Source organism: Treponema zioleckii, from assembly GCF_014737315.1.
Lineage (GTDB): Bacteria > Spirochaetota > Spirochaetia > Treponematales > Treponemataceae > Treponema_D > Treponema_D zioleckii.
This window is the reverse complement of record NZ_JPUF01000004.1, coordinates 33,926-60,039: the sequence shown is the minus strand read 5'-3', so window position 1 is coordinate 60,039 and position 26,114 is coordinate 33,926. Positions and strand designations below refer to the sequence as shown.

At 39.9% G+C, this 26,114-nt stretch carries 19 protein-coding genes, 1 tRNA gene and 1 pseudogene; 4 read left to right on the top strand and 17 right to left on the bottom strand.

What is annotated here, in order from left to right; all coding sequences use genetic code 11:
* Positions 1-9: 9 nt before the first annotated feature.
* The 11 genes from JI65_RS02290 to JI65_RS02240 all read right to left on the bottom strand — a co-directional run bounded on the left by JI65_RS02290 (position 10) and on the right by JI65_RS02240 (position 13,213).
* On the bottom strand, positions 10-744 hold the full coding sequence (locus JI65_RS02290; protein ID WP_191013759.1) for an NADase-type glycan-binding domain-containing protein: 735 nt from the start codon (positions 742-744) through the stop codon (positions 10-12).
* Positions 745-1,440: 696 nt separating this feature from the next.
* Positions 1,441-2,073 carry a hypothetical protein gene (locus JI65_RS02285; RefSeq protein WP_191013758.1) on the bottom strand — a complete coding sequence of 211 codons (633 nt, stop codon included), beginning with the start codon at positions 2,071-2,073 and terminating at the stop codon, positions 1,441-1,443.
* A gap of 9 nt (positions 2,074-2,082) precedes the next feature.
* Positions 2,083-2,703, bottom strand: coding sequence for a hypothetical protein (locus JI65_RS02280; protein WP_191013757.1), 621 nt, complete (start codon positions 2,701-2,703; stop codon positions 2,083-2,085).
* A gap of 22 nt (positions 2,704-2,725) precedes the next feature.
* Positions 2,726-3,709, bottom strand: a complete 984-nt coding sequence (locus tag JI65_RS02275) for a hypothetical protein (RefSeq protein WP_191013756.1) — start codon at positions 3,707-3,709, stop codon at positions 2,726-2,728.
* Positions 3,710-3,849: 140 nt separating this feature from the next.
* Complete coding sequence (locus JI65_RS02270) at positions 3,850-4,557, bottom strand: hypothetical protein (protein ID WP_191013755.1); 708 nt, start codon at positions 4,555-4,557, stop codon at positions 3,850-3,852.
* Between the two features lie 119 nt (positions 4,558-4,676).
* A complete protein-coding gene (gene mnmL, locus JI65_RS02265) occupies positions 4,677-5,603 on the bottom strand; it encodes a tRNA modification radical SAM protein MnmL/YtqA (RefSeq protein ID WP_191013754.1) in 927 nt (308 codons plus the stop codon).
* Between the two features lie 279 nt (positions 5,604-5,882).
* The gene (flgE, locus tag JI65_RS02260; RefSeq protein ID WP_191013753.1) at positions 5,883-7,280 is read right to left on the bottom strand and encodes a flagellar hook protein FlgE; all 1,398 of its coding nucleotides are present in this window, start codon (positions 7,278-7,280) and stop codon (positions 5,883-5,885) included.
* 40 nt (positions 7,281-7,320) lie between these two features.
* Positions 7,321-7,764 (bottom strand): flagellar hook assembly protein FlgD, encoded by a 444-nt coding sequence (flgD, locus tag JI65_RS02255; RefSeq protein ID WP_191013752.1) that lies wholly within the window; start codon positions 7,762-7,764, stop codon positions 7,321-7,323.
* Positions 7,765-7,832: 68 nt separating this feature from the next.
* Complete coding sequence (locus JI65_RS02250) at positions 7,833-9,350, bottom strand: flagellar hook-length control protein FliK (RefSeq protein WP_191013751.1); 1,518 nt, start codon at positions 9,348-9,350, stop codon at positions 7,833-7,835.
* A gap of 171 nt (positions 9,351-9,521) precedes the next feature.
* Entirely contained in the window at positions 9,522-10,154 is a 633-nt protein-coding gene (locus JI65_RS02245) for a periplasmic-type flagellar collar protein FlbB (RefSeq protein ID WP_191013750.1), read from the bottom strand.
* 107 nt (positions 10,155-10,261) lie between these two features.
* A complete protein-coding gene (locus tag JI65_RS02240; RefSeq protein ID WP_191013749.1) occupies positions 10,262-13,213 on the bottom strand; it encodes a hypothetical protein in 2,952 nt (983 codons plus the stop codon).
* 159 nt (positions 13,214-13,372) lie between these two features.
* Here JI65_RS02240 and JI65_RS02235 point away from each other — a divergent pair, with 159 nt between their 5' ends.
* Entirely contained in the window at positions 13,373-13,993 is a 621-nt protein-coding gene (locus JI65_RS02235) for a hypothetical protein (protein WP_191013748.1), read from the top strand.
* Between the two features lie 7 nt (positions 13,994-14,000).
* Positions 14,001-15,272, top strand: coding sequence for an HD-GYP domain-containing protein (locus JI65_RS02230; RefSeq protein ID WP_191013747.1), 1,272 nt, complete (start codon positions 14,001-14,003; stop codon positions 15,270-15,272).
* A 48-nt stretch (positions 15,273-15,320) separates the two neighbouring features.
* Here the strand turns inward: JI65_RS02230 and JI65_RS02225 are convergent, their stop codons facing one another.
* Positions 15,321-16,607, bottom strand: a complete 1,287-nt coding sequence (locus JI65_RS02225; protein WP_191013746.1) for a hexokinase family protein — start codon at positions 16,605-16,607, stop codon at positions 15,321-15,323.
* Positions 16,608-16,828: 221 nt separating this feature from the next.
* Between JI65_RS02225 and JI65_RS02220 the strand changes: the two genes are divergently transcribed.
* The gene (locus JI65_RS02220; RefSeq protein ID WP_191013745.1) at positions 16,829-18,910 is read left to right on the top strand and encodes an ATP-dependent helicase; all 2,082 of its coding nucleotides are present in this window, start codon (positions 16,829-16,831) and stop codon (positions 18,908-18,910) included.
* 219 nt (positions 18,911-19,129) lie between these two features.
* On the top strand, positions 19,130-20,251 hold the full coding sequence (locus tag JI65_RS02215) for a glycosyl hydrolase family 18 protein (RefSeq protein WP_191013744.1): 1,122 nt from the start codon (positions 19,130-19,132) through the stop codon (positions 20,249-20,251).
* Positions 20,252-20,459: 208 nt separating this feature from the next.
* On the opposite strand, the gene JI65_RS02210 is transcribed toward JI65_RS02215, so the two are convergent.
* The 5 genes and pseudogenes from JI65_RS02210 to rpsA all read right to left on the bottom strand — a co-directional run bounded on the left by JI65_RS02210 (position 20,460) and on the right by rpsA (position 26,108).
* A tRNA-Arg gene (locus JI65_RS02210) sits at positions 20,460-20,534 on the bottom strand.
* A gap of 96 nt (positions 20,535-20,630) precedes the next feature.
* Positions 20,631-21,326, bottom strand: coding sequence for a hypothetical protein (locus JI65_RS02205; protein WP_191013743.1), 696 nt, complete (start codon positions 21,324-21,326; stop codon positions 20,631-20,633).
* A gap of 159 nt (positions 21,327-21,485) precedes the next feature.
* The gene (locus JI65_RS02200; protein WP_191013742.1) at positions 21,486-22,160 is read right to left on the bottom strand and encodes a tetratricopeptide repeat protein; all 675 of its coding nucleotides are present in this window, start codon (positions 22,158-22,160) and stop codon (positions 21,486-21,488) included.
* A gap of 42 nt (positions 22,161-22,202) precedes the next feature.
* Positions 22,203-23,741, bottom strand: coding sequence for a sigma-54-dependent Fis family transcriptional regulator (locus JI65_RS02195; protein WP_191013741.1), 1,539 nt, complete (start codon positions 23,739-23,741; stop codon positions 22,203-22,205).
* Positions 23,742-23,750: 9 nt separating this feature from the next.
* A pseudogene (rpsA, locus tag JI65_RS02190) lies at positions 23,751-26,108 on the bottom strand (30S ribosomal protein S1).
* Positions 26,109-26,114: the final 6 nt, after the last annotated feature.

Below are 26,114 nucleotides of genomic sequence, written 5' to 3'. Positions count from 1 at the left end.
CTGAAAACCTTATAATTCTTTAACAAGTTTTGCTTTTAATTCTGAAATGCATGTGTCGCTATATTTTGTTCCTTTGTAGACGGATTTTATTTTGCACCTCACATAAAATTCATATTCATAATATTTGGTTTTATATTCTTCTGGTAATTCAAAGCTGAATTCATGGCACGACCAGTTTATATATATTGGATTTTCAACAATTTCATCTGAGAACTGAACGTCTTTTTGAAGCACGATTTCAGGCGCACCTTCAAGTTCGCTCTCTCCTTCCATGCTCGTACAATATGGAACTGCATAAATTGTTATTTCCGCATCTTTTACTCTGTTATTCTTTTTATATAAATCAAGAGTTTCCTGATATCCGTTCCAGACATCAAGAACAACGTTAAATTTCTTTATATTATTATAAGAGTATTCATACACGTAATTTAGATTTTCTTCCCAGTTTTCAACAGGAATAATAACCCACTCGCCAATTCCGTCGTCGGTTTTTCCTTCAACCCACGCTGTAGATGACTCCCCGTCGTGAAGATTATTAATTTCGTATTTTCCAGCAGGCGTGCCTTTTTCGGTTAAAGCGGAACTTCTTCCTTTTTTCCAGATAAAGTTCTTGTTCAGCTTAGTTTTCTTAAAACCAACAACTTCCACAATTGCATTTTCAAAATCTTTTACTGAAAAATCTGATTGAGAATATGCAAGTGATGCAATCAAAGTTACCAATAATCCAAAAAGTCTTTTTTTCATTTTTTTACCTCTATAAGTTTTAACAGCAAGAGATTAACTTGCCTTGAATTACGAAGTTTTCTTTAAAATACATTTTATTATTCGCAATCCTCAAAAAGTTCTTTTGCAGTTGACTATGATTTTATTGATGAATCTTTGCTTATTCTACGCGCTTCATCAATTGCAGCTAACATTTCATCCGAAAAAATTATATTTTGGAGACACGATATCAAAAGGTATTTTCTGTTGATTTATTGCCTGCCGCAGAAAAAGTCTTATGGCCGTTGCCATAATGAACCTCCAATAGTGTTTACAAATATAAATATAATACAAATACACTCTTTTTGCTATTTTTCATATCTACAAAGTTAAACTGCGTCAAGCTCGACCGAATTGCTACTTTGCAATCTGCCCTGCCTGCTTTATGAGTGCCAAATAAACTTTTTCCCTGTCGGAAAAATTGTCTTCGTCAAAGCTGTCCGTAGCTTTATACCACTCGCATTGAGTAAAAATATTTTTTTCATACTAATTTCTCTAGCAGCACCAAATGCGGTCTCTATTTCTTCCCAAAATGCAGAACATCAAATCGTTTCAAATGCATACTGATTTAAAATCATCCGCATATAAATTGAACAAAGATTCCAAATCAACTCGACCTCAACAACGAGAGCGGTCGACTTCGGAATGCCTTTGGATTTTTCTCATTTATTTTATTTTTTACTTTGAATAATAATGGCAGATTTCATTTACTTTTTCTTTCAGCTCGTTGCATGGTGCTTGTAAAACTGAATCTTCCATTTCGCAGGAAAGAGTGTCGGTATCAGCAGTAATTGTGATTGAAACTGTATCTGAAATTTGCATTACATATTTTTCTTTGTTGAATTTGTCTTTCCCAGATTCAAATTTTTTGTCCGGATACTGCTGGCTGATATATGCCCGCAATTTTTCCGAAGCCAAATAACCGTTTCTCACTGAAGGATTGCTTTTTACATGCCAGTTAAGGCTTACGTTTGTGCATTTTTCGTCAAAAAAGAATATTTGCGACTCAAAACGAATACCTGAAATATTCTGCACATAATAAATCGATTCCTTGTAAAGCATGTCGCCAAGAAAACCTGCACTTTCATTCATAAGTGCATCCGCAATTTCTTCAGGATTTTCAACGTCAATATCCAGCATTGGAGCGGCAGGATAAGTTTTATACTTCACGCTGTTTTGCTTAAGGACATTTTCCACGCTTTCCATATCGCTTCCCAAAGCCACATCCCTGAACACGTTGTAATCGGAACAAGAAGTTAAAACAGCCGAAACTAAAACCAAACTTGCAATAAAAATAAATAATCTTTTCATGTTTTAATTTTAATACCTTTCGATAATTATTCCACGTTCTTTTAAGTGCAAAACAAACTTTTCATCGTTTGACAAATATGAATATCCAATGCCTTCGACCCAATTTGGAAGATTAAGGATATCCAGAATTTTTATGAGATATTCATCGGCAAAAACACATTCTCTGAATTTTTCTTTTGAGATTTCGGTTTTCCATTGTTTTTTATTTATCTTAAATAACGGATGAACCTCGTCTTTGCCTTTCAGAACGAAATTTCCGCCGGAAAAGTATTCGGCTGAGTTGTCCAGGACAAAAATCTGCTTACCGTTTTTATAAATCACAAACCAAAGAACGTCACTGTCGTGAATTATATAGGAAACAACAGGTTTTTCAGTTTTTAAGGAAATCTTTTTTACAAAATCCAATATGACAGCCGAATTCTGCTCATCCATTTTTTCTTCGGTAACAAGATTGTAATCCCCGGCTTTTGAACAGATAAAAAAGTTTTTTCCCTGCAAAATCGATTTTACATCTTCCGTATTTTCTTTCGGATATAAAGTTGCCGTATAAAAACTTCCGGCAAAAACTTGAAGCGGCACGAGTAAAACCAGCAGGGTGAGAATCAGAGTTTTTCTATTAGATATCTTCATTTTAAATTCCTTAAAAGACGATTTATTCTATTTTATCCCAATCTAATTCGAATTCTAATTCTTTCCAGTCTTCATTATAAACAGGCGGAATAAATTGTTTAATCTCCGGGAAAGCTAACTTCGCATCATATTCATAAAAAGGATATTTCAGTTCGAAAATAATACAGCCGTCAATAGTTTTATACGTTATCCCCTCGCTAATTAGCGGCGCAAAAATATCATTTATGATTTTTACATTTTCCGTACTGTTTTCAAGACGTAACAAACCTTCTGCGGCATAAATTCTTCCGCACGGATTATCGCCTTTTAAAATATTGATAAACACACGTTTATCTTTTAATTCTAAAAGCTTTTCCATCGCACAACGCCCGTCAGTTTTTTGTGGGGCAACCCCGCCGGAATATCCGTAAGCAGATTCCGTCTCTGCAGAAAATAGAAAATCGTAATATTTCTGATATTCTTTTGGAATTGAAAGCTCATGCAGACTTCCAACAAGTGCCCTTTTGTGCTCAGAAAACCTTGCATAATTATCGGGGAACTCAAATTCTGCGCTGTAAATAAAAACCGGCTCAAAAGAATAATTGGTTTCTTTTTTTCTAAAAACACGCAAAAAATCTTTTACAACTTTTTTATCAAGATGATTTTCTACTAACTTCCAATCAACATCCTTTATGTAAAAAGTAAGTTTACAAGGTTCATTCTCATAAGAAATATAATCAAAAGCAAAGCGTACATAACCGTCGGAAAAAACGCCGGAATACTTTTGTAAACCAAATCCCCGGTTCTGAGGTTGAATTTTCGACCCGTTTTTTTCAAGGTATCCTCTGATTTTTGAATCCGAAAAATCATTCTTTTTAATAAACTTGATTGCAGAACGGATTATTTTTTCATCTTTTTTTATAGATTCAGGTTTCAAGTTGGCTGCAACTTCAGGACTCCATATCTCCAAAGCAACCAAGGGAAAACAAAATATAGTAATTAATAATAGAAGAAAAGTTTTTTTCATTTTTCAAACCGCCCAAACTCCGTTAAAAAGTGATTGTTAGGCATTTTATATTTTTTCTAAATCTTTATAATCAGAACGGTTCAATAAAAAAATCAACAAAAAAGGCGGGATAAGCCCCCGCCTTCGTAAGATTGTATCTATTATAATCCCAATGTTTTCTTTATACCAGAATATTCCTTCAAGATTTCGTTTGCGAGGACTGTTCCATAATTGTTATAGATTTTCTCTTTGCCAGCCTGGCTTGTTTTCCACCAAATACCTTTATATGTGTCAGACCTATTTACGTAAACATTGCGAGTTCCTTTTACAGTTTTTGTCTGTGCATCATAAACTATAATTTTGCAAGTTGCTTCAAGATGAAGCTCTGTTTTGTATGGCTGAGCCCATAAAATTACACCGATTGGAGCCGTAATTACCAATCCTGTAAGAACTTGACCAGCAACTCTTGAACCAGACATATAATTATCTTTGTAAGTCAATGAAAAATCGCTCATATCAACAAAAGTGACATACCTTTTTGTATTTTTATAAGTCTCGATTTCCTGCAGAGAATAAATTCCAAAATACGCTTCACGTTGGTCAACTGCGATTCCCGCATTCTGAAGGTCTCCTCCCATTCGGCTGAATGCCTTTGTTTTTAAGATTCCCTCTATATCTTTATTCGTCAACTGGCCGAAATTACCATTTCCTTTGAACCCGATAAATTCCATATCAGGAACTGAAAAATCACTGGGCAATTCCATAGGCTTTTCAGAATTCTCCAGAGCCATTTCCGTCTGGCAGCCAGTGTAAATTGCCACAAAAAGCAGACAAAGAATAACAACTATTGGCTTTGCAAATTTCTTCATAAAATCCTCCTCGTTAAATCCGTAAAGACAGTATTTTTATAAGATTTAAGACTATTTTACCCCCCCCGTTAAAAAGTCAAGGAAATTTTAAGATTTTAGAAGAATATTAAAAAACGATTTTACAGACTCATTATTTTACGGATTTCGTTCATCACACGCTTTTTGTCGGTTGTCCAAGCAGGAGCAATTAAAATTGATTTTGGCGGGTCGCCAGTCAATCTATGAATCACGGTGCCACTGGGAAGAATTTTTAGGGCGGTTTTTAAAAGCTCATAATATTCTGATTTTTCAAGGCAGTCAAATTCACCGTTCTCGTACATTTTTGCAAGCACAGTATTTTTTACCACGTACAAAACCGTAATTTTGATTCCAGACGGACAAAAAATGTTTGAACCTAAAAGAGATTTTTCACTCACAAAGCGAATCGTACTCATCATGTCATCGTGCGTTTCGCCTGGCAAACCAAAAATCACGTGCGTCACAAGATGGATTTTTGGAGCATGATTTCTGATTCTGTTCACGGCCAAAACGTAATCTTCGTTCGTGTAACAACGGTTTATGATTTTTCCAGTCAACTCGTTCGAAGTTTGTAAGCCAAGCTCAAGCTGAACAAAAAAATGCTCGCTCTTAGCCGAAAGATATTCAAGAATTTCATCTCCGAGGCAATCCGGACGCGTTCCAATCGCAAGCCCAACAATGTCAGGCTGTGCCAAAGCTTCATCATATTTTTTTATGAGTTCCCAATAATTTCCATAAGTCGAAGTAAAATTCTGAAAATATACGATGTACTTTCCATCATTCTTGCCCCCTCGCCCACGCAATTTTGAGTGAACCAAAAGTTTCGCCTTTTCAATCTGATTTTTGATTGAATTCTCGCCAGAAGGAATAAAATCGCCAGAACCGCGCTCGCTGCAAAAAATACATCCGCCCCAGCCTTTTGAACCGTCGCGATTCGGGCAAGTGCAACCTGCATCAAGGGCAATTTTGTAAACCTTGCCACCAAAGATTTTCTTGTAAAATTCAGAAGTTGAAATAAATCTGCTCATAACCAAACAAAAAAAGACCTGCGGGAGAAAACAGCAGGTCTTAACGATTTTGAAATAATTTTTTTAAGGAGGAGGTAATTATGATGAAGACAAAAGAAAAACTTTAATAGATTTTCAATTTTGCTCTATAATCCTAAATTATCAAGAAGATGTCTGAAAAAGTATACAAAAACTGATTTTAAAGGCAACTCTTTCATTCAGTCATCTGTAATTTTTCAGTTTTCTGCCGCCTGCGGCTTCAAAAGAAGCCGCAGATATTTCAGGCATCTCCATCAATCACTATCGTTTGAGTGACAATACAGTTTCAAGCAATGTATCGGCAGTCTGAATTGTCTTAGCGTTAGATTGGAATCCACGCTGAGTTACAATCATGTCCGTAAACTGCTCTGTAAGGTCAACGTTTGACATCTCCAAAGCACCTGCAAGAAGGCTACCTTTTCCGGCAACACCGCTCACACCAATATTTGCAATACCAGAGTTGATGCTCTCTTTGAAGTTTGTATCACCAGATTTTTCAAGACCACCCTGGTTCGTAAATGTAGCCAAAGCGAGCTGAGCGATTGTTCGGTTTGTTCCGTTTGAGTAAATTCCTGTGATTGTACCAGTTGAGTCAATCTGGAATCTCTCAAGATAACCCATTGTATATCCGTCCTGATAGAAAGCCTTTGTTGAACTCTGAGAAGCACTCTGAGTTACAGTGTTAATCTGGCTTCCGATTGTACCAAGGCTGATGTTGAAAGTCTGGCGATATGGCTCACCGTTCTCTCCGTCTCTTGAATCAGGAACTCTATATGAAGCCTGAAGAACAATCTCGCCTTCTGGATTAGAAGTCTGGTTTACTCCAGGAATTGTAACAGACTGCAAAGTTCCAGTGTTGTCAAACTGAACGATGAATTCGCTGTTCTCACCTACGTCAGTAGTTCCAATTCCAACTCTTGTCTGTGTAAACTCTGCATTGTCAGGGTCAATCTGAACTGCACCTCTCCACTGGTTTGGCTCACCAGGAACTCGTGTAAAGTTTACATTGAGCAAGTGTGAGTTTCCGAAAGAGTCATAAATCTTGAATTCTGTATTCCAAGTTCCCTTTGCGATTTCTGCCTCGTTAGCACCTTCCTGAATCTCAGGAGTATTTTTGTTCAAGTTGCAGGCAAAGTTTACGTTCTGTGTAGCTTTTGCTGGGTCTTTAGAACCAATCGGGATTGTAATGTCTGTTGGAGTTGCGGCAGACTGAATAACCATCTCGCCGTTAAGCTCACGAGCCATCCATCCCTGAACTTTGTAACCGTTTGCAGGATTTACGAGAGTACCATTTTTATCAACGCCAAAGGCACCTGCACGTGTGTAGAAGCTATTCTCACCGTTTTTCTCGATGAAGAATCCGTTACCCTGAATCGCAACATCAGTAGAAATACCAGTTGACTGGAGGTTTCCCTGTGTGAATACAGTGTCAATTGCTGCCACTGTCATACCAAGACCAACTTCTTTAGGGTTTACACCACCCTTTTCTTCTGTTGGTTTTGCAGATCCAGAAAGCTGCTGGCTTATCATGTCCTGGAAATTTACACGTCCACGTTTAAAACCTGTTGTGTTCACGTTAGAAATGTTGTTTCCAATTACATCCATACGTGTCTGGTGGTTCTGCAAACCTGAAACACCAGAATAAAGTGATCTCATCATATCGCTACCCTCTTATTTTATGCTACCTTAAATATTTATTTTACTGTGCATCATACACAGCACGAACTTTATTCATATCGTACAACATACCGTTAACCTGAACCTGAGGATTTGCACCGCGGGTTACAGCCTGAACAACGCCCATTCCTGTTGTGTCACCGAGGTCAACTTCAACAGTCTTGCCGAGCGTGCTCTGAGCTTCTGTTGAATTGATAAGTGTGGAAAGTTTTTCAAAGCTCTGAGCCATGTTAGTCATCTGCTCAAGAGAAGAGAACTGTGCCATCTGGGCAATGAATTCTGTATTCTCAAGCGGATTTGTCGGATCCTGATTAGACATCTGCGTAATCAAAATCTTCAAGAAATCATCCTTTCCAAGTTCGTGGCTTGGCTGACGACCATTCACGGTGATTGATTTATTGAATGTATTTACTGCATTGTCAATCTGTAGTTTTTCATTAGCTGTTAGCTGTGTATTGATTTCCATAACTTTTTCAACCTCTCATTTGAACGGTATACAATATAAATCGGCAGTTTTCTTTAGTTACTTAAGATTTAAGCAACAATATTCACTGAATACTCAGACAAAGCTGAACTCTGCGCACTTTCTCCGCTGTCGGCAGAAGCAACAAGTTCGCCGTAAGAACGGTCCGCATTAAGCGCATGAGCAAACTTTTGATTCTCCTGATTCTGACTTCCGTCGCCCTGCGCAAAATTCTGCTGGCTTGAAAAATTCAAGTCAAAATTGCCTGTATCAAAGCCATTCTGTGCAAATGCCTGCTTAATCGAATCGATGCTCTCGCGGAATGCCTCGTAAGCCTCGCGAGAAGCCACTGTAATCTGGCCAGAAATAACTTTGTCCGAAAGCGAAAGACTGATTTTTACGTTTCCGAGACTTTCTGGTCGAAGAACCAAATTGATGGAACCTTGATTGTTGTCCTTCAAGATGATATTTCCGGCCTTTACGAACTCCGGCGCGTTAGCCTGAACGGCATTCGAAAGCATCTGCTGGAATGTAGAACCATTGGCGGCAGCCGCCTGGCTTGAAGAAGACGTAATATTCTGTTCTGCCCGTCCCGCAAGTTCCATCGTCATCTGAATGTTAGAATCTGCGTTTTCCTGAACGGCGAGTTTTAATTCATTTTTAGAAGCTGTCTTCTGAACGACCTTATCCTGCGAAAGACCAGACTCAGAAAGTTTGTTGAGCCTCAAATCATGCACTGCAAGTTTTGCAGAAGATTTTTTCTCAACCTTTTCAGTATTTGCGCCGGCTTTTAGATTTTTCTCCGTTCCGCCGGCAAGTTTTGCTTCCAAATCATTCTGAATAAAGTTCGCACCGATTGCGTTTTCGGAAATCTCAAGAAATTTCTCCGGGGCTTCAACAGAAAGATCCTGCGCGTTCTTTAAATTTTCTTCTGGCGAAAGCGCATTGTTATTCAAATCATTGATGTCTTTGAGATTTTTAATGAGCGAAGCAAGTTTTTCATCAAGTTCAGAATCGTCTGAATCTCCGCGGTCAACTTGCATAAGAAACGAAAGTTTTTCTGGAGTAAGCTCAAAATCATCATTAAGAGCCTCGCCATCAGCAAGAATCATTAAATTTTCAGAATCAACATTTTCAAAATTGTTGGCATTCACGATTTTTGCATCAACGTTTGCTTTTTCAATTACAGAAAGAGACAATTCAATTTCATCGGCTGACAAGTCTTTTTTAAGAGAATTCTTCTTTTCGTCATCCAATTTTTTGCTTTTAGAATCAGTATCTTTTTTTGAGACTTTATCAGAATCTGCTGGCTTTTTAGACTGCTCAGCGACTTTTTCAGTCTGCTCGCCAGATTTTTCGGCAACATTATTTTCTGAAGCGTTTTTTGCAACTGAATCAGAATTATTGTTTTCGTTTTTCTGACAAACCTTATCAGAAGAATTTTCAATATTTTTGTTTGAGGATTCAGATTGAGCAACACGAAGTGCATCTGCAAAAGACAAATCACCACTCTTGTAGTTCTTTGAAATATCCTGAGTCTGCATCTGCGGCAAAATCTGCTCAGTGTATGTTTGTTGAATGGAATTCACGGTGCGCCCCCGAATTATTTAACGTTTTAAAATGCTACTATATTTATATCGGAGAACTAGAACAACTTATTTAGAGATAAATTCCCAACTTCTGCAGGAAGTGAGCGAAGTTTTAAAAGGCAAAAAAAAACTGAGAAATCTTTAAGAAATCTCAGTCGTCAAAAAATCATTTTAGTCAAGGCTTGCAGGCTTGTTAGACATTTTTTGGTTTATGATTGCAGCCCGCTCAGCCGGCATATACATAAGCCAGGTTGAAGTCATTGAAACGGTTCGTGTCGCCTCGGCAATCTCGTCAGTCTTTCTAAGAATGTCGATTACGTCCTGATCGTCCATGGCAACAAGCTGGTCTACCGCAGTTTTTGGAGGCATACTAGACAAATAAGACGAAATCTTTTCTATATTCTTATCTCTGTCGTCATAGCGTTTGACCTGATTTTCAAAAGTCTTCTCGCGTTCATCCTGTGACTTTTTGCGCTCGTCAAGTTCTTTTGCAATCGCCTCGTTCTGGTCTTCAACAGTGGCAATGTCAGTCTCACGCTTGTCAAGTTCTTCAGTCCGAATGTCAAGTGCTTCAAGACGTTTTGCAAGCCTGTCGTCTTCAAGGTCAGCAGTATAAGGTTTTGAACTTGTGGCTGTTATAGAAGTCTGAGGTTCAAGACCAAAAAGTTTATAAACAGGGGCAAAAAGCCTCTTAGCCTTTATTACACCAAGGTAGTCGAACCACAAAAGACCGCCGAATATTAAAATCAATATAAGAATAAACAATGCGATTGACTTTCCAAGTCCGCCTTTACCTCTAGCCATAACATTCCCCTATATGAATAACTATTTTATTAAATTTCAAGAAAAATTTCTATTACCCTTTATTGTCGGTGGAATCTTCCAAAAATGTTAGCTTAAATTAAGAAAAACTAATAATTTAATCCAAAAAGCAAACCACCTTTCAATCTTTTATCATCTTTTGGATTTGGACAGAACTCGATTTTTCCGCCAAGATTCCAGCTTAAAGAACCTGTGGCAACGGACGCATTCGGGCCAAACGTAAAAAAGGCTCCGAGGGCAAGGGAATCGGAATAATCATCTTTTGAAAGATCTTTCGCAATGTCCAAGCTCTTTTTTACAGCAAAAAAGTCTTTTTTTCCATTCGAATAGTAGTCAAAATTTCCAGTGTAAGATGCCTGAAGCGTAAATCGATTCAAAAATATTGATGCTGCAGGAACGCCTTTTTGAATTTCCCACGACCACAACACAACGCCGGCAGAGAATGAGGCAAAGTAATCTGATGACGGAAAGAGCGTTGCCTTTAAGCTAAGCGGAAAAAGCCCGATTTGAGAAATGCCCGGAATCCGCACGAGCAAACTCGCTCCCGCATTCAAGTAGTTTTTCTCGGACTCGATTTTTTTGTCATCAGAAAAATCATAGTGCACATTTTTGTATTCAGAAGACAAGAACAGACTGAACGAAAATCCTGCGTACTGAAAGTTTTTTGGAGAAGATTTATGAATATTAGAAAAACTCAACACAAAATCGGTTTTGGAATGAGTTCCGCCCATCGTGTATTCTGAGCCTTTCATAATTCCAGCCTTAACAGAGTCGCTGTCAACTTCGTATTCCTCGTCTTCCTCGCCGTAAAAGAAATATTCTTCCAAACTGAGCGAAACGGAACTTACAAGCCCCCGCCACAAAACATAGCTCATCGAAAAACTGTCGCTCGTCTGCAAGAACGAAGAACCGTCAAAAAGCACGTTGCCAGCCAAATTATACGAGAGAGAATTGCTTCCGCCTGTAAAAGCCGAGCCTCCGCCCGAAAAACGCCCCCAAAAGCCCAAAGAGTTAGAAAACGGGTCAAAGCCAGCCGAAAGGCCTACAAGATGGTCACCAAGTGTGTCCGTGCCGATGTACGAGGCCCCAAGCAATGCAGTAGAAAGTGTTGCAAAAGACAAATCCGTGCGAGAAACCAAGCCAAATGGGATTCTGATTCCTTTTAGGTAGTAAGGAAGAACGTTGAACGGTTTTTCGGAAAAATCTTTTTGGGCTAAAAGAGAGTCTTTAGAATCCGCCGAAGCATTGCCAAATTCCTGTGAAGGCCCGGAAGCCTCAAAGGTTACGGGACCAAATTCTTTTGAGGCGCGCATAAGTGCAGAATCAATTTTTACCGTGCAAAGCGGATTCGATTCATATTCGGCAGAAACACAAATCGGCGAATAATTTTCCATATCAAAGCAAACATCCGTAATTCCGCCAAGATTCTCAAACGAGTCGATTTGCTGCGCCAGGAACTCAGCACTAAAATCATCAGTTTTTACAGAAAAAAGCCCGATTCTCGAAAAAATCTGATTTTCGGATTCGCCAGACTGAAATGGCCCCATGTCCGCCCACGCAAACGAAAAAATTATCTTATAAGCGTCGGCAAAGTTCATGTGCAGATTGTGAATGATTTTCTTTCCAAAATCATATTCCGCGATTTTTTTTGAATCATCAAAAAGCCGGATTTTCCAATTGAGACCAGTTTTTATGATTGCGGCGTGCTGAATTTTTCCGTCATAAGTAAACGACAAGACTGAATAAGGCACTTCGTCCGCGCCAAGCGTTATCGGTTCGGCATCTTCGAGCCTGTGGAATTTTTCGTCATACCTAAAATGCAAAAGCTGAATCGGGTTTGAATTTACTTCAACAGCATAAACGTCAAATCCGTTTAACGAGCGCACAACGCTGGCGTCACGCTTCGCGCTCATTCCCAAATTGTGGTACTTTGAGTTAGCGATGTCAAAAATCCCGATTTCGGCTTTTGTTGAGTTCCGAAGAACGTAACGAGAAACTGCGATATATTCTCCGTCATCTGAAAATTTTATGCTTGAAACTCCGGTAATCGAAAGCAGTTTTTTTGTCTTTTTGCCAGACTTCATGTAAATCGCAGCGGATTTTGAATCGTACCAGATTATTTTTGTCTCATCCCCCAGCCTAAAACTCGTGTGAACGTCAAAAGTTCTTACGACTGCATTTTTATCCGAAAGAAGAGTTTTTTCCAAAAGCGGAGCCGATGTTGATTTTGAAAGTTTTTCTTCGAGAGCTGCCTTAAAATCAAGCCAGGCATCCGTCAGTGGAAGTCCGTACGTTTTTTTAAAAAGCCCCGCAACAAATGAAAGCGGACATTCTGTGCCTGCAAGATGCCAGAATTCGGCGAACTTTTCCATTCCGTATTTGTCTTGAAGATATTTTGAAAACATTCCGCCAAAAAGATACGCGTCGGAACCACCAGGGAACGTGTCCCGACCGCCAGTAACGTCACGCCAAGAAGGAAATTTGCCTTCTTTTAGAGATTCGTAGGCATCTTGCATAAAAAACGGGTCATTGAGTCGCCCCTCACCTTTACGGCTTTCAAACGAAACTGTCGCGCCTTCGAGCCAGAACATCGTAAGCGAAAAATATGCAGGATTTACAACATCCGCAAACCACGATAAAAATCTGTTTTTACGACTTTTTATGTTTAGAGTAACGGCATGAGTCAGCTCATGGTAAAAGACAGACTCAATCGTTTTTCCGAATACGTCCAAGCCTTCCGGGGTAAAAGTGTCGTACATAACGATGTGGTTGTAAGAAAGCGGATTAAAATGCGCGTTAAACTGCTCAACGTCTTTTATAAGCGTTACAGGAAAGCGCTGATAAGGTTCCTCAGAAAGAAGCGAAGTAATTTCAAGATAATAACCGTCGCACACGCTGGCAATTTTTTTTGCAGAAATCTCACATTCAGGAGGATAAATTACGTCGAAATACTCAGTTTTTATAACAGAAAATTTTGATTTACAAAAAACACTAAAAGCAGCAAGTCCAGCAAGAATCATACAAAGGAAAAACTTTTTCATAGGCTAAAAATTATAATAACAATAGTTTAAATAGTACAGAGACGGAGGAAATTAGGAATCATGAATTAATTCGTAAGTTTTCGATTCATTTTCCTAAAATACTTTTAAATTTTTTATTTTCTGTAGTAAAATATTTAGGCAACTTTTGGAGAAAACTTTATGGAAAAAGATAAAAAATACAATTTAATAATTTTTGCCATTTTTGGTATTTTTCTGATTATCGGAATTGTGAATTTTTCTGTCCATATTTTTGAAACACGCAAATTTAACGAAAAAAATCGGGTCGTTTCTGAACGAGAAAACACAGAATGTACGGTTTCGCTCTATCCAAGGGCAGGCATTGCAGATTCATGGGACAAGCGGGATATAGAATTCAGGGACGGAATCATCACTTTTACAGGCTCCACTTATGATTGCGCGGTAAAAAATTTTAGCGACGCTCCAATCACGGAATGGAAACTCCGAATCAACATTCGAAAAGAATGTTACATAAACAATTCTTGGTGCGGAACTGTCGAAATTCACCAAAAGTCAAAACAAAAAGGAAAAGAAATCGTTCAGGAACTGGATTTACGAAATTATAATGACGGAGCGATTAAGCTCGAACATTTTTACGTGGCGGAAGACCTTTACATTCCATTAACGCCAGGTGACTATATAATTTACAATCCGTCCGAAATCTCTGGAGAATTTCCAATAAAGGCATTTGACGAAGAAGCCGGAAGAACGATAATCGGATTCATTTTTTTATCACAAAAAAGGGCTGGAACTCGGCTTTGACTGCACGATGTACTACAAACTGACGCGAGGATATTTTCAGGGAACAAAGCCAAAAGTCATCCTCGCATCGTTCATCGTCTGGCTCATGCTTCTGATTATCAGAATCACGTTCGTCTTAACATTCTCAAACTTAAAGCGAGAATCGAACAGCGTAATCAAGGCGGTCTCAGGAATCTACACGATTCTTTACAAAGCCAATCTTGAAAATGACAGTTTTCAGGAAATTCGCACGACCGACCTTCTCCATGAATATTTTCTCAAACACACAAGCATCCGAAAGGCTCTTTCAGAAATCCCGGAAGCATTTTTTATTCCAGAGAACATGCGCGAAGTAAGAGATTTTTTTAATCTCGACACGCTTAAAGAAAGACTGAAAGACACTGACAATTTTAGCGCGGATTTTAAATCACGCGATTTGCACGGTCAAAATAGCGGAAGATGGTATCGAGCATGTCTTATCGTCTGCAAAAGGAATCACAGGAACGAGCCTGCAGAAGTAATTTGCGGAGCACAGGACGTTGATTCAGAAGTACGCGAGCATGAAGAATACAAAATGATGCTTGAACGGTTCACGACAGAACTGAGCGACGAAGTTGCTGAACAGACAGTCCACATAAAAGAAATTCAGCAAAGAATTGTTTCAAGTCTCGGCGATATGATTGGCTCACGGGACGGAAACACCGGCGGTCACGTAAAACGCACCAGCGAAGTTATGAAAATCCTCGTGGATGAAATAATCCGCCGGAACCGCGCAGGAAACGGAAACCCAAAATTCGCAAAAATCTCTGCAAAAAAAGGAGAGGATATAATCCGGGCGGCTCCAATGCACGACTTGGGAAAGATTTTTATTGACACCAAAATTTTATGCAAGCCCGGAAAACTCACCAACGACGAATACAAGACGATGAAAACCCACGCGGAGCACAGCGGCGAAATCGTCAATCTCGTACTGCGGGACGTGGAAGAAGAAGTTTTCGTGAACACAGCATTCAACATTGCCCGCTATCACCATGAACGGTGGGACGGACTCGGCTACCCGGAAGGCACGGCCGGAGGAAAAATCGGCGAAGGAATTCCGATTGAGGCAAGAATCATGTCCGTTGCAGACGTTTACGACGCACTTGTAAGCAAAAGATGCTACAAAGAACCTATGAGTTTTGAAAAAGCGTACCAGATTATGATTGACGGCATGGGAAAACAGTTTGACCCGGATTTAAAAGAAATTTTTATCGCGTGCCTAAAAGATTTGGAGCGATATTATTCAGAAAACAACGGATAAAAAAAACGCCGGGGAATCAAAGTTCCCCGACGGAAAAAAGATTGAATATTAAATCAAGCCGGCAACGGCAGTTCCAATCGTAATATCATCATCAGCAGAAACAATTTCGTAGCTAATGCCTTTCTCATCAAAAAGATAAGATTCAAGATATTTTTCAACCCGCGCACGGAGTTTGTGAGTTTTGTAGAAAGTCGTTCCGTTGCACAAAACCGAAATCGGGTGCAAAGGATTCTTTCCTGCATCACTCTGAATCGCGCAGGCAGAAATTATTGAAGCGGCATTACGAGCGCAGCGGTCAACGGCAACGTCAAAAAGCTCATAAATAATCTGCTTTTCATTCTCATCAGAAGTCAAATCAGAAATCAGACCTGGCTTGTAAGGATTATAAAGGAATGAATCCATTTCGATTAAAGTAAGCTCTTTTATCTCCCGGATTTTGCTTGCAGTTTCCTCAGAGAAAAGTCCGTTGTCAGCAGCAAAATTTAACATCTCAAAACCGAGCTTGCCGAGATAAAGTCCTGAACAGCCCTTTTCAAGCAAATGGTCGCCAGGCAAAGCCGTTTTTTTGTCCAATGCAATGTCAAAATCAGAATGAACAACTTTGTCGCACATTCCAGACTCACAAACGATAATCTGCTCATTAAAATCAGAATCAACAAAAGAATCTTTCGGCTGAATGTAAGCGGCGTTCATTCCCGTTCCGAGAATAAAACCGATGTAGCTTGAATACTTAACTCCACTTCCGCTGATTGCAGCCCCAGCAAGAAGAGCCGCAGCAGTGTCGTTCAGGAGAGTAACGCGCTTAATCTTGTTCCAGCCACGCTTTTCAAGAACTTCCACAAGACTCTTTCCAACAGGAACTCCAACAACTTCCTTAGCCTTAACTTCCTTTGCAAAAGCTTTAGGAATTCCGTCTCCGTCCTTGGTAATTTCCATAACGTAGCTAAAACAGAATCCGATTCGGTCAGCCTTGTTCTTTAAATAATCAATATTGTCAGCAATCTGATTAAAAAATTCTTCTTTTGAAAGTTCTCGTTCAATTCCTGGCATTTTAGTCTTCTTAAAATCAGAAACAGAAACTTTTCCTTCTGCATCAAAATTAACGAGACATGAACGGAAGTTTGTTCCACCTGCATCCATAACAAGTACGCTCTGATTTTTAGGCAACTCTTTTGGTGGAAGAACCCATGTACGGCACATAGCTTCGCTTGATTTTTTTCCGCTGTCTTTAAGACCAAGCCTCATATCATAAAGAATTGAATTAACTGCGTTCGCAATGCTCATCTCAACTGGAAAATTGTGAACCGTAAGAAACGCAGAAACGACTGGTAACATATTATTTCTCCTCATGTAGTATATGTTTAAAAATACGTCGGAATCACACAAAACACAAGTACCTTTTTTAATTAAGCGCACCACCAGAGCACAGGTGGATTTGAAGGTTACGAGTGAACCTGCAGAGTTTCCTTTTTTTACCACGGGCAGACAATTTTTATCACTGGCAAATAAATTTGCTATACTAGGAAAACTACGCTTTATTCTATAAACTGCATTGCATGACAGATTTATCAGATTTGAAAAACGAACTGAACCCGGAACAATATGAAGCCGTAATGACAATCAACGGCGCCATTTTGATTATTGCGGGCGCAGGAAGCGGAAAAACCCGCGTAATCACATTCAGAATTGCCCACATGCTCGACGCGGGCGTGCCGCAAAGCGCGATTCTTGCGCTCACATTCACGAACAAAGCCGCTCGCGAAATGGAAGAGCGAATAAAAGAACTTACAGGCAAAAAATTACAGAACCTCACGGTATCAACATTCCACGCATTCGGAGTAAAAATCCTCCGTCAGGACATAACTCAGCTCGGCTGGCGCGAAAACTTCTCGATTTACGACGAAACCGACCGCAACGCGCTCATCAAAGAAACCGGACGTGAACTTCACTACTCCCCGGAATCAATGGACATGTACAAAATCGGAATTCTTATAAGCGACATAAAAACAGGACGCAAAACCTGGAATGCCGAGAATAGCATGTACAAGCAGCTTTACGAAGGCTACCAGGAAGGCTTGAAACTCTACAACGCCGTGGACTTCGACGACCTAATCACGCTGCCAATAAAACTTTTTAAGGAACACCCGGAAATCCTAAAAAAATACCGTGACCGCTACAAATATATAATGGTCGATGAATTTCAGGACACGAGCCACCAGCAATACGAATTCATGCGCCTTCTGGCGGAAGACAACATCGCTGTCGTTGGCGACGATGACCAGTCAATCTACTCGTGGCGTGGAGCAGACTACGAAAACATCATCAATTTTGAAAAAGACTTTAAGAACGTAAAAGAAATCCGTCTTGAGCAAAACTACCGCTCAACCGGAACAATTCTTGCGGCGGCAAACGGAGTCATCAAAAACAACACGAACCGCAAGGACAAGGAACTCTGGAGCGGCAACGGAGAAGGAAAGCCAATCGAAATCTACATGCCGGAAAACGAAGCTGCCGAAGCAGATTTTATCGTCGAATCGATTCAGTCAATCTGCGTTACGGACAGACGAAAATACGACGATTTCTGCGTTCTCATGCGAGCAAACACCCAGTCACGGGCAATCGAAGAAGCCTTTCTCGAAGAAAACATTCCGTACACGATGAGCGGCGGAACATCATTCTTCCAGCGAAAAGAAATCAAAGACATAATCTCCTACCTCCGCGTAATCGCAAACCACGACGATGACGTAAACCTCCTGCGCATAATCAACACGCCACGCCGAGGAATCGGTCGCACCACAATCGAAAAGCTAAACATCCTCGCAAGGGCAAATTCCTGCTCGCTTTGGGACGCAATGCAGTCACTCATCGAAATTCCGGACGAACAGGAAGATGAACTTTTTACGCTTTCAAACTTGGTCGTAAAGGAACAGGACGATTTTTCGGACAGCACAAAAGACACGCTCCGAGAATTCATCACTCTCATCGAAAACAACAAATCCATGCTGAGCGGAAGGGGCCTCGCCAAAAAAGTGCGAACAATGGTGGAAGAAATCCGCTACCCGGACTACCTGATTTCAGAAAATCCAAAATCCGAAAAAGCCGCAAGATTCAAGCTTCTGAACATCGACTCCCTCATAAATTCAATGGAAACGTGGGAAACAAATCCCGACAACTCCGACCCAGGACTTTTTGCATACCTGAACCGCATCACGCTCCTTAGCCGCGACGACATGGACGACGAAAACGACAAGGGCAAAGTGAACCTAATGACAATCCACGCGTCAAAAGGTCTCGAATTTCCGGTCGTGTTCATCGCGGGTGCCGAAGAAGGCCTTATCCCGCACGGGCGCGCAGTTGACGAAGGCGGGGATGCCGCAGTAGAAGAAGAGAGGCGACTTTTTTACGTCGCCATAACCCGTGCGCGCGACAAGCTCCTAATTTCATCATGCAGAACGCGAAGACACTTGCAGTCAAACGTAGAAAGCGAGCCGAGCCGTTTTTTGGATGAAATCCCAAAGAATCTGGTCGAATATCACGAACCGTCAAAAGAAGTTGACGCGAGCACCGCAGTGGATTTTCTCTCAAATATGAGAAAAAAGTTCACTCCGCCGATAGTTCCGGGTTTTTCTCCCCGATAATAAAAGAAAACGCTGCAAAATAACTTTTTAGCAAAATAGAGGTGTTCGAAAACTTCAGCTTTTCGAACAGCTTCCAAATAAAACTGAGTTTTTGCAAGGCTTTAGCCTGAAAAAACTCGCATAGACATGGAGGAAACATAGGTTTCCGAACAGGTCTAATATTTTTTTCATGCGTTTTAGCTTCTGCCTCTTAATTCGAACTAAAAAAAGGAGAAAATTTTGAAAAAAACAAAAAAAACGCTTCCAGTAGCACTCGCAACGTTGATTGCTCTGGCATTCTCGTGCCAGTCCGCAAAAAACGTGGCAGAAGTGCAGAATCAGGCACCGGAAGCACAGCAATCTCAAAATAGCGAAAGCGAACAGCTTGCGGGGCAAAGCAATTTGCCAGAAGAAAACCCGATACAACTCAAGGAAGCTGAGCTCAAAGAAAAATTCCAGCTCACCGACGAAAAAATCCCATTCCGCGAAGTCTGGGGCTACGTTATGAACGGCCGCGAACACGAATTTTCCGTCAAATACCCTATTACAGACGTAGGTTATTTCGTCGATGCAGTGAACATTTGGAGCGAACAGGGACCTGTCCCTCCGCGAAACAAATTCTTCAAAAACTACACGGGACGAGTTCACCTCGTAACAAGCTGCGACTCATCAAGCCAGACTCACCTGCTCCTCGACCCAAGTCTGCCGCTAAGAAACCGGATTATAAATCAGCTTGTAGAAGCCGCAAAAACTTACGACGGCCTGCAAGTTGACTGGGAACTAGTAAAAAAACGCGACAAAGAAAATTTTTTGGAATTCTTAAAGATTCTAAAACGTAAGCTCGGAAACAAACCGCTCACGGTAGCAATTCCCGCACGCACAAAAACTTTGCAGAACGACCAGTACGATTACGCCGACCTCGCAAAAATCGTGGACAAAATCCTCATAATGGCCTACGACGAGCACTGGTCAACGAGCGCGCCAGGCGCAATCGGCTCAACCGATTGGTGCAAGCGAATCGCAGAGTACGCAAAAACCGTAATTCCAGAAAACAAACTCATAATGGGAATCTCATTCTACGGCAGAATCTGGACAAACGACAGGGAGGGCGGACGCGCATGGTACCACGAAGGCATGGAACGAATCCGAAACGAAAAAAGCGCACAAATGCAGCGTGACGAATTCGGAGTGCCATACTACCAGTTCGAAAAAACCGTCACCCTCACAGGCTGGTTCGATGACATGCTCTCGCTAAAAATAAAATGCCAAATGTACAAAGAAATCAACATCAACCGCATAGGATTTTGGCGAGTCGGTCAGGAAGATCACAACTTCTGGAATCACCTAAAAATCAGCCGATAGAAGATGAAATAAAACGGCACACACAAAAACAGGGCTGCTCCAGAAACTCTACCGAGTTTCATACAGGGCGGCTCTTTTCATTTCTGCTTGGTAGCACACCACCTCAAAAATTCACTTTCAAACAAAACATGCAGTCTATAAACATTACAGGCGGGTAAAAAAACACACCCAAAAACAAAAAGCCGAAGAATAAATCTTCGGCTTAACCTGAGACTGACTGGGCTCGAACCAGCGACCCTCTGCTTAGAAGGCAGATGCTCTAATCCAGCTGAGCTACAATCTCGTTGGTGATAACTAATATAGCACGCTCAAAAAAATTAATCAATAGAAAAATATATATTTTTTTTAATTTTTTAGTATTTTTTTCAAAACAAAAAAATTATTCGCCCTTACGAATCGGAACAGACCCCAAATCCAAAACAAGGCTGTAAGTGTTCGCAAGCGAATCTGTGGAAAACGCAACCGATACAGCAAACATCTGCACATAATATGTATCGCTCTCACTCGCCGATGACGAATAATAAAAATCAGCATCACCGTCTTCTGGCTCCACATCAACAGAGCTGGAAGAATCGCTGTCATCATCGTCAAAAAAATCGAACGACTTTGAGTTACCATTTCTATACGGAATATAAGGCTGCTCCACATTTTCAATTTTTACACAAGAAACAAACTGCTCCTTATTGTCGCCAGAATAATTTTCCTGCCCCGTATATGTTTTCAAACGAATAACAACCCGCCTGTTCGAACCGTCATTAGGAATAAAAACCGACGTTGACTGAACAGGCTTCGTTCCCAAAGGCTGGTACGAATACGTATCAATCATCTTCGTTGCGGCAGAAGTTCCATTACTAGCACTGTTAACGCTCAAAATCGCATTTCTCTGGCTCAGCAAATTTGAATAATTATTGTAAATTTTATAATAGATTTCCGTTCCAACAAATGAATTCGGCGACTCAATATCCTGATTTTCCTGCGTCCGAAAATCAAAATACCAAGTCAAATAATCTTCACTTGAATAAAGAGGACTGTTATAAGTGACATACGGCTCATTCACCGTAATTACAGAATCCAAACCACATGAATAAAAAAAAGCACATGCGAAAATAGAAAACAAAATCGATAAAAATTTATTTTTCTGTATTCTGCACGTGCTTTTCATATCAATATAAATAAATAGTCAATTGAAAAATTACAAATAGCTTTTTTTAGAACAAAAAATTATGCCACGGAACTACTGAATTTTTCCGTCAATCTTCAAGGCAATCAAACGTGTTTTTGCAAGATTAGCCCACTGAGTTTCAGGATTGATAGCATTAAGTTTTTCATAAGCAACTTTTGCAGCCTCAAAATCAGCTTTTTCTTCGTTAAGGCGACCAACATTGAACAAAGCATGATCTTTCAGGAAGAATTCCGCATCATCAGCAGCAGATTGGTAATATTTTAAAGCAGAGTCAACATCATTAAGATTCTCACTGCATACAGCTGCCTGATAAGTGCTATAAGGAACATTGTAGCCATTACCAACATGAGCAGCCTTGAGCCATGCATCTCTTGAAGCTGTGTAATCAGCTTTCTCAAAATAAATCTCAGCGAGAAGCATATTTGCACGCGCGCCGACAATTCCAGATTTTTCTACAAGCGGAGTCAACTGTTCGATTGCAGCAGCCTGTCTTGCAGCAACATCCTCATCAGACAAAGAATCGCCATCTTTTGAATAAATATATGAAATAGTATCAAGTTTCTCAATTCCGCCTGCAACAATTTTGTCGCGAACTGTAATTCCAACAACAAAACCAACAACCGCGAGCACCAAAATTACAATAAGTGCAGTCACCGCAGTTCTAGACTTTTCCAAAGCAGAATTAATTGACGAAGCAATTGATTCTTTTTCCATTTTATCAGCCATTTTTAACTCCTATTAAACCAATAAATTCGTAGTCTTTATATTTTAGCGTATATGCAACTCGTTTAGCAAACGAGATACATAAGTTCGCTGTATTCCCAAAATTTTTCCGGCCTTTGTTTGATTCCATCCAGTCTCGTTCAGGATTTTTCGCACATAAGCCGCCTTAAAATTGTTTACGGCTGTTTTTAACGTTCTGTCTCCAGATTCCGTAACAACTTCTTCGGTCAAAGTTTCAAAATCATCTTTTTTATCCTGACAGTCATAATTTATTCGTAAATTATCAACCTGAATAAAAGGCGGCGTTCCAAGAACACAAGCCCGTTCTATTGAATTCTCAAGTTCACGGATATTCCCAGGCCAGTAATAATCAAATAAAAGTTTCCAAGCTGGCTCTGAAAAATACCTAAAATTCTTTTTTGTCTCAATACTGAATTTTTGAAGGAAGAAAGATGCCAACGGCTCAATATCTTCTTTGCGTTCCCTCAAAGGCGGAATGTTAATCGGAACGACATTTAACCTATAGTAAAGGTCACTTCTAAAAGTTCCCTCACTTACCATTTTTTCAAGGTCACGATTTGTCGCCGCAACAATTCTTACATCAGTCGAAACTGTCACGCTAGAGCCAACTCGCTCGAATCTATGTTCTTGAAGAACTCGCAACAATTTTGACTGCAAATCGAGCGGAAGTTCACCAATCTCATCAAGAAAAAGAGTTCCACCATCCGCACTTTCAAATCTACCAATTCTGTCAGTAACAGCATCGGTAAAAGCACCTTTTACATGACCAAAAAGCTCACTCTCAAGCAATGATGGTGAAAGTGCAGCACAATTAACACGTATAAAAGGTTTATCTGCTCTCGGACTTTTTAAATGAATCTGTTCGGCAAACAATTCTTTTCCAACACCACTCTCACCTGTAATCAAAATCGTCGTGTTAGTTTTTGAAACTTCATCAATTATATGAAGTAAATCAAGCACAACTGGACTTTTTGCCACAAAAGAATGATATTCGGAACCATTTGCAATTTGGGAAGAAAGCACCGAAATCTTATCTTGCGCCGAACGATATGAATTCGCATTCATATAAGCAATTCCAGCTTGATTTGAGAGCAATTCAAGGATTCGCAAATCCTCATTATCAAATGGTTTTGAATTTATTTTGTTGATAAGCTCAATAACACCGACGCACGTACCTTTTACACACATCGGAATTGCTATCATAGTTCGAGTAACGTACCCTGTTTTATCCTGAACAAACCTAAAGAAACGAGGATCAGAAGAAACGTTATTTAAGATAAGCGGACTATTATTTTCTGCAACCCAGCCTGCAATACTGTTTTTTTCAACAAGAACATTTTTCGCTTCAGCACCTTTTGGACCAAGCGCAACTACAAACCTAAGGCTTTCGTCTTCCTTGTTCGTCAAAAGCAACGAAGAGGATTCGCAATGAACCAAACGCATTGCTGATTCAAGAATGTAAACCAGCAATGCATTAATGTCCGAATAATTAGAATTTATTCGACTATTAATTTCGATGAGTGCCTTTAATTGTTCTAAATCAAGAATTTTAATATCACTCATCGAAGATTATTAGTTATTATTCTGAGAACGGAAAGCATCACCCAAAGTATAAGCATCACCATCATTGTCTGATGAAGACATATACTGAGAAATCTCTTTTCGAGCCTGAGCTTTCTTATATTCTTTAACAGAGAAAGCAACCTTTTCTTTTTCAACATTTATATCTACAACATAAACGTTGATTTTGTCACCGACTTTGTATTTTGCAACAACCTCTTCATATGGAGTATCGCGATCTTCGCTCAAGTTAGACTTATTTACGAGACCTTCGATTCCATCAGGAGCTTTTACAAACACGCCAAAATCAGTGATTGATGTAATCTCACCTTCAAGTGTAGAACCAGCTTTGTAATCCTCAGCAAATTTCTTCCAAGGATTATCTGTAAGCTGTTTAATTCCTACTGTGATGCGGTGATTTTCAGGATCTGAATCAAGGATGATTACGTCAACTTCCTGATTTACATCAAGTTCGCTTCCTGCATGCTTTACTTTCTTTGTCCAAGAAATATCTTCCGCATGGAGGAATCCATCGATTCCGTCTTCCAACTGAATGAATGCACCGTTAGAAGTAAGTTTTACAACTTTACCATGAACTTTTGTATTTACTGGATATTTCTCTGCGATAGTATCCCATGGATTCTCAGAAGTCTGTTTCAAGCCGAGTGAAACACGTCCAGCCTGAATATCGTATCCAAGAATCATACATTTGATTTTGTCACCGATTTTTACAACATCCGACGGCTTGTTAATTTTCTTTGTCCAACTGAACTCAGAAATATGGGCAAGGCCTTCGATTCCTTCCTGCAATTCAATAAACGCACCAAAATCAGTGATTTTTGTAACAGTACCTTCAACGATATCATCAACATGATATTTTTCTTCGAAGTGTACCCATGGATCTTCTGTAAAATGTTTGAGAGAAAGATTGATTCTTTTTTCATCCGGAGTAAGGCGGATAACTTTAAGTTCGATTTCCTGACCTTTCTTTACAAAATCCTTCGGACGAGTTACATGTCCCCAACTCATATCATTGATATGAAGAAGACCGTCGAAACCACCGAGATCAATAAACGCACCAAAACTTGTGAAACTCTTTACGACACCTTTTACAGTGTCACCAATCTGTGTTTCAGCAAAGAACTTGTCACGAGCAGCTTCAATGCTTTCCTCAAGGTATTTTCTTCTGTTAACAACAACATTAGCCTTATTGTCAGAATAAAGTCTTTCAACATAGAATTTTGCTGTAAGACCAATTAATTTAGATGGGTTGTCAACTTTTTGACTGTCAGACTGACTGATTGGCAAGAACGCATGAATGTCACCACCGAGATTAACGTCAAAGCCACCTTTAACTTCTTTCTCGATAATACCATCTACAGTTGATTTTTCCTCAAACGCCTTTCGCAAATCTTTCCAAAGCTGTTTAGCATCAGCTTTTGACTTCGAAATTTCAGGACCATTTCTTCCGTCCTTGCGAAGAACAACAACTGTAACAACTTCACCGTCCTTTGGCAATTTGCCTGCAAATTCCTGAACGGGAATTCTTCCTTCTGATTTATATCCGATATCAACGAATACATAATCATCTGTAACTTGGACTACAGTACCATCAACGAGCTGACCATCCTCCACAGTTCCAAGACTATTGAGAGATTCTTCTAATTGTGTCTGGATAGCACTCTTGGAGTTGAGAGTCTCATCCATTTCCACTTCCTTCTGTTCCATATTAAACCCTTAATTGTGAATTTTGCCTAATATTAAATCACAAACCTGTTCTATGGTCAAGGCTGAAGTGTCAATATATATTGCATCTTCTGCTTGTTTTAAAGCGCCCTCTGCTTTATTTCTGTCAATTTCATCTCTTTTTCTAATAGCTTCTTTTATTTCTTCAAGAGACATATTGCTTACGCCCTGATCAAAGCGTCTCTGAGCCTGAACATCAATCGATGCATCAAGAAAAAATTTATAATCAGCATTAGGGAAAACAACCGTCGTCATATCGCGTCCCTCGCAAATTATGCTGAGAGAATTGGTAATTTCTCGCATACGGTCATTCACCAAATGACGGATTTCCACTATTGAAGAGACCTGAGCAACTTTTTTGCTAACAGCATCCTCGTGGAGGCGCGACTCAACATCAACACCATTCAAAACAAGATGAGAATCAACGTATTCAAGTTTCTGTTTTTTACAGAATTCCACAACTTTTTCAGAATCAGAAATATCAATTCTGGCTTCGTTTAAAGCCAACGTCAAAGCCCTGTAAAAACTTCCGCTGTTCAAATAGGTAATGTTCAATTTTTTCGCAATCAAGGATGCAATCGTAGATTTTCCAGTTCCTGCTGGACCGTCCATTGCAATAATCATCTTATT

What these genes read in the sequence shown, in the direction of transcription:
- JI65_RS02200 (WP_191013742.1), bottom strand. Translation starts at nt 22,160, where the DNA reads ATGGCTGATAAAATGGAAAAAGAATCAATTGCTTCGTCAATTAATTCT.
- flgD (WP_191013752.1), bottom strand. Translation starts at nt 7,764, where the DNA reads ATGGAAATCAATACACAGCTAACAGCTAATGAAAAACTACAGATTGAC.
- JI65_RS02285 (WP_191013758.1), bottom strand. Translation starts at nt 2,073, where the DNA reads ATGAAAAGATTATTTATTTTTATTGCAAGTTTGGTTTTAGTTTCGGCT.
- mnmL (WP_191013754.1), bottom strand. Translation starts at nt 5,603, where the DNA reads ATGAGCAGATTTATTTCAACTTCTGAATTTTACAAGAAAATCTTTGGT.
- JI65_RS02225 (WP_191013746.1), bottom strand. Translation starts at nt 16,607, where the DNA reads ATGTTACCAGTCGTTTCTGCGTTTCTTACGGTTCACAATTTTCCAGTT.
- flgE (WP_191013753.1), bottom strand. Translation starts at nt 7,280, where the DNA reads ATGATGAGATCACTTTATTCTGGTGTTTCAGGTTTGCAGAACCACCAG.
- JI65_RS02230 (WP_191013747.1), top strand. Translation starts at nt 14,001, where the DNA reads ATGTACTACAAACTGACGCGAGGATATTTTCAGGGAACAAAGCCAAAA.
- JI65_RS02220 (WP_191013745.1), top strand. Translation starts at nt 16,829, where the DNA reads ATGACAGATTTATCAGATTTGAAAAACGAACTGAACCCGGAACAATAT.
- JI65_RS02290 (WP_191013759.1), bottom strand. Translation starts at nt 744, where the DNA reads ATGAAAAAAAGACTTTTTGGATTATTGGTAACTTTGATTGCATCACTT.
- JI65_RS02240 (WP_191013749.1), bottom strand. Translation starts at nt 13,213, where the DNA reads ATGAAAAAGTTTTTCCTTTGTATGATTCTTGCTGGACTTGCTGCTTTT.
- JI65_RS02245 (WP_191013750.1), bottom strand. Translation starts at nt 10,154, where the DNA reads ATGGCTAGAGGTAAAGGCGGACTTGGAAAGTCAATCGCATTGTTTATT.
- JI65_RS02195 (WP_191013741.1), bottom strand. Translation starts at nt 23,741, where the DNA reads ATGAGTGATATTAAAATTCTTGATTTAGAACAATTAAAGGCACTCATC.
- JI65_RS02275 (WP_191013756.1), bottom strand. Translation starts at nt 3,709, where the DNA reads ATGAAAAAAACTTTTCTTCTATTATTAATTACTATATTTTGTTTTCCC.
- JI65_RS02270 (WP_191013755.1), bottom strand. Translation starts at nt 4,557, where the DNA reads ATGAAGAAATTTGCAAAGCCAATAGTTGTTATTCTTTGTCTGCTTTTT.
- JI65_RS02235 (WP_191013748.1), top strand. Translation starts at nt 13,373, where the DNA reads ATGGAAAAAGATAAAAAATACAATTTAATAATTTTTGCCATTTTTGGT.
- JI65_RS02280 (WP_191013757.1), bottom strand. Translation starts at nt 2,703, where the DNA reads ATGAAGATATCTAATAGAAAAACTCTGATTCTCACCCTGCTGGTTTTA.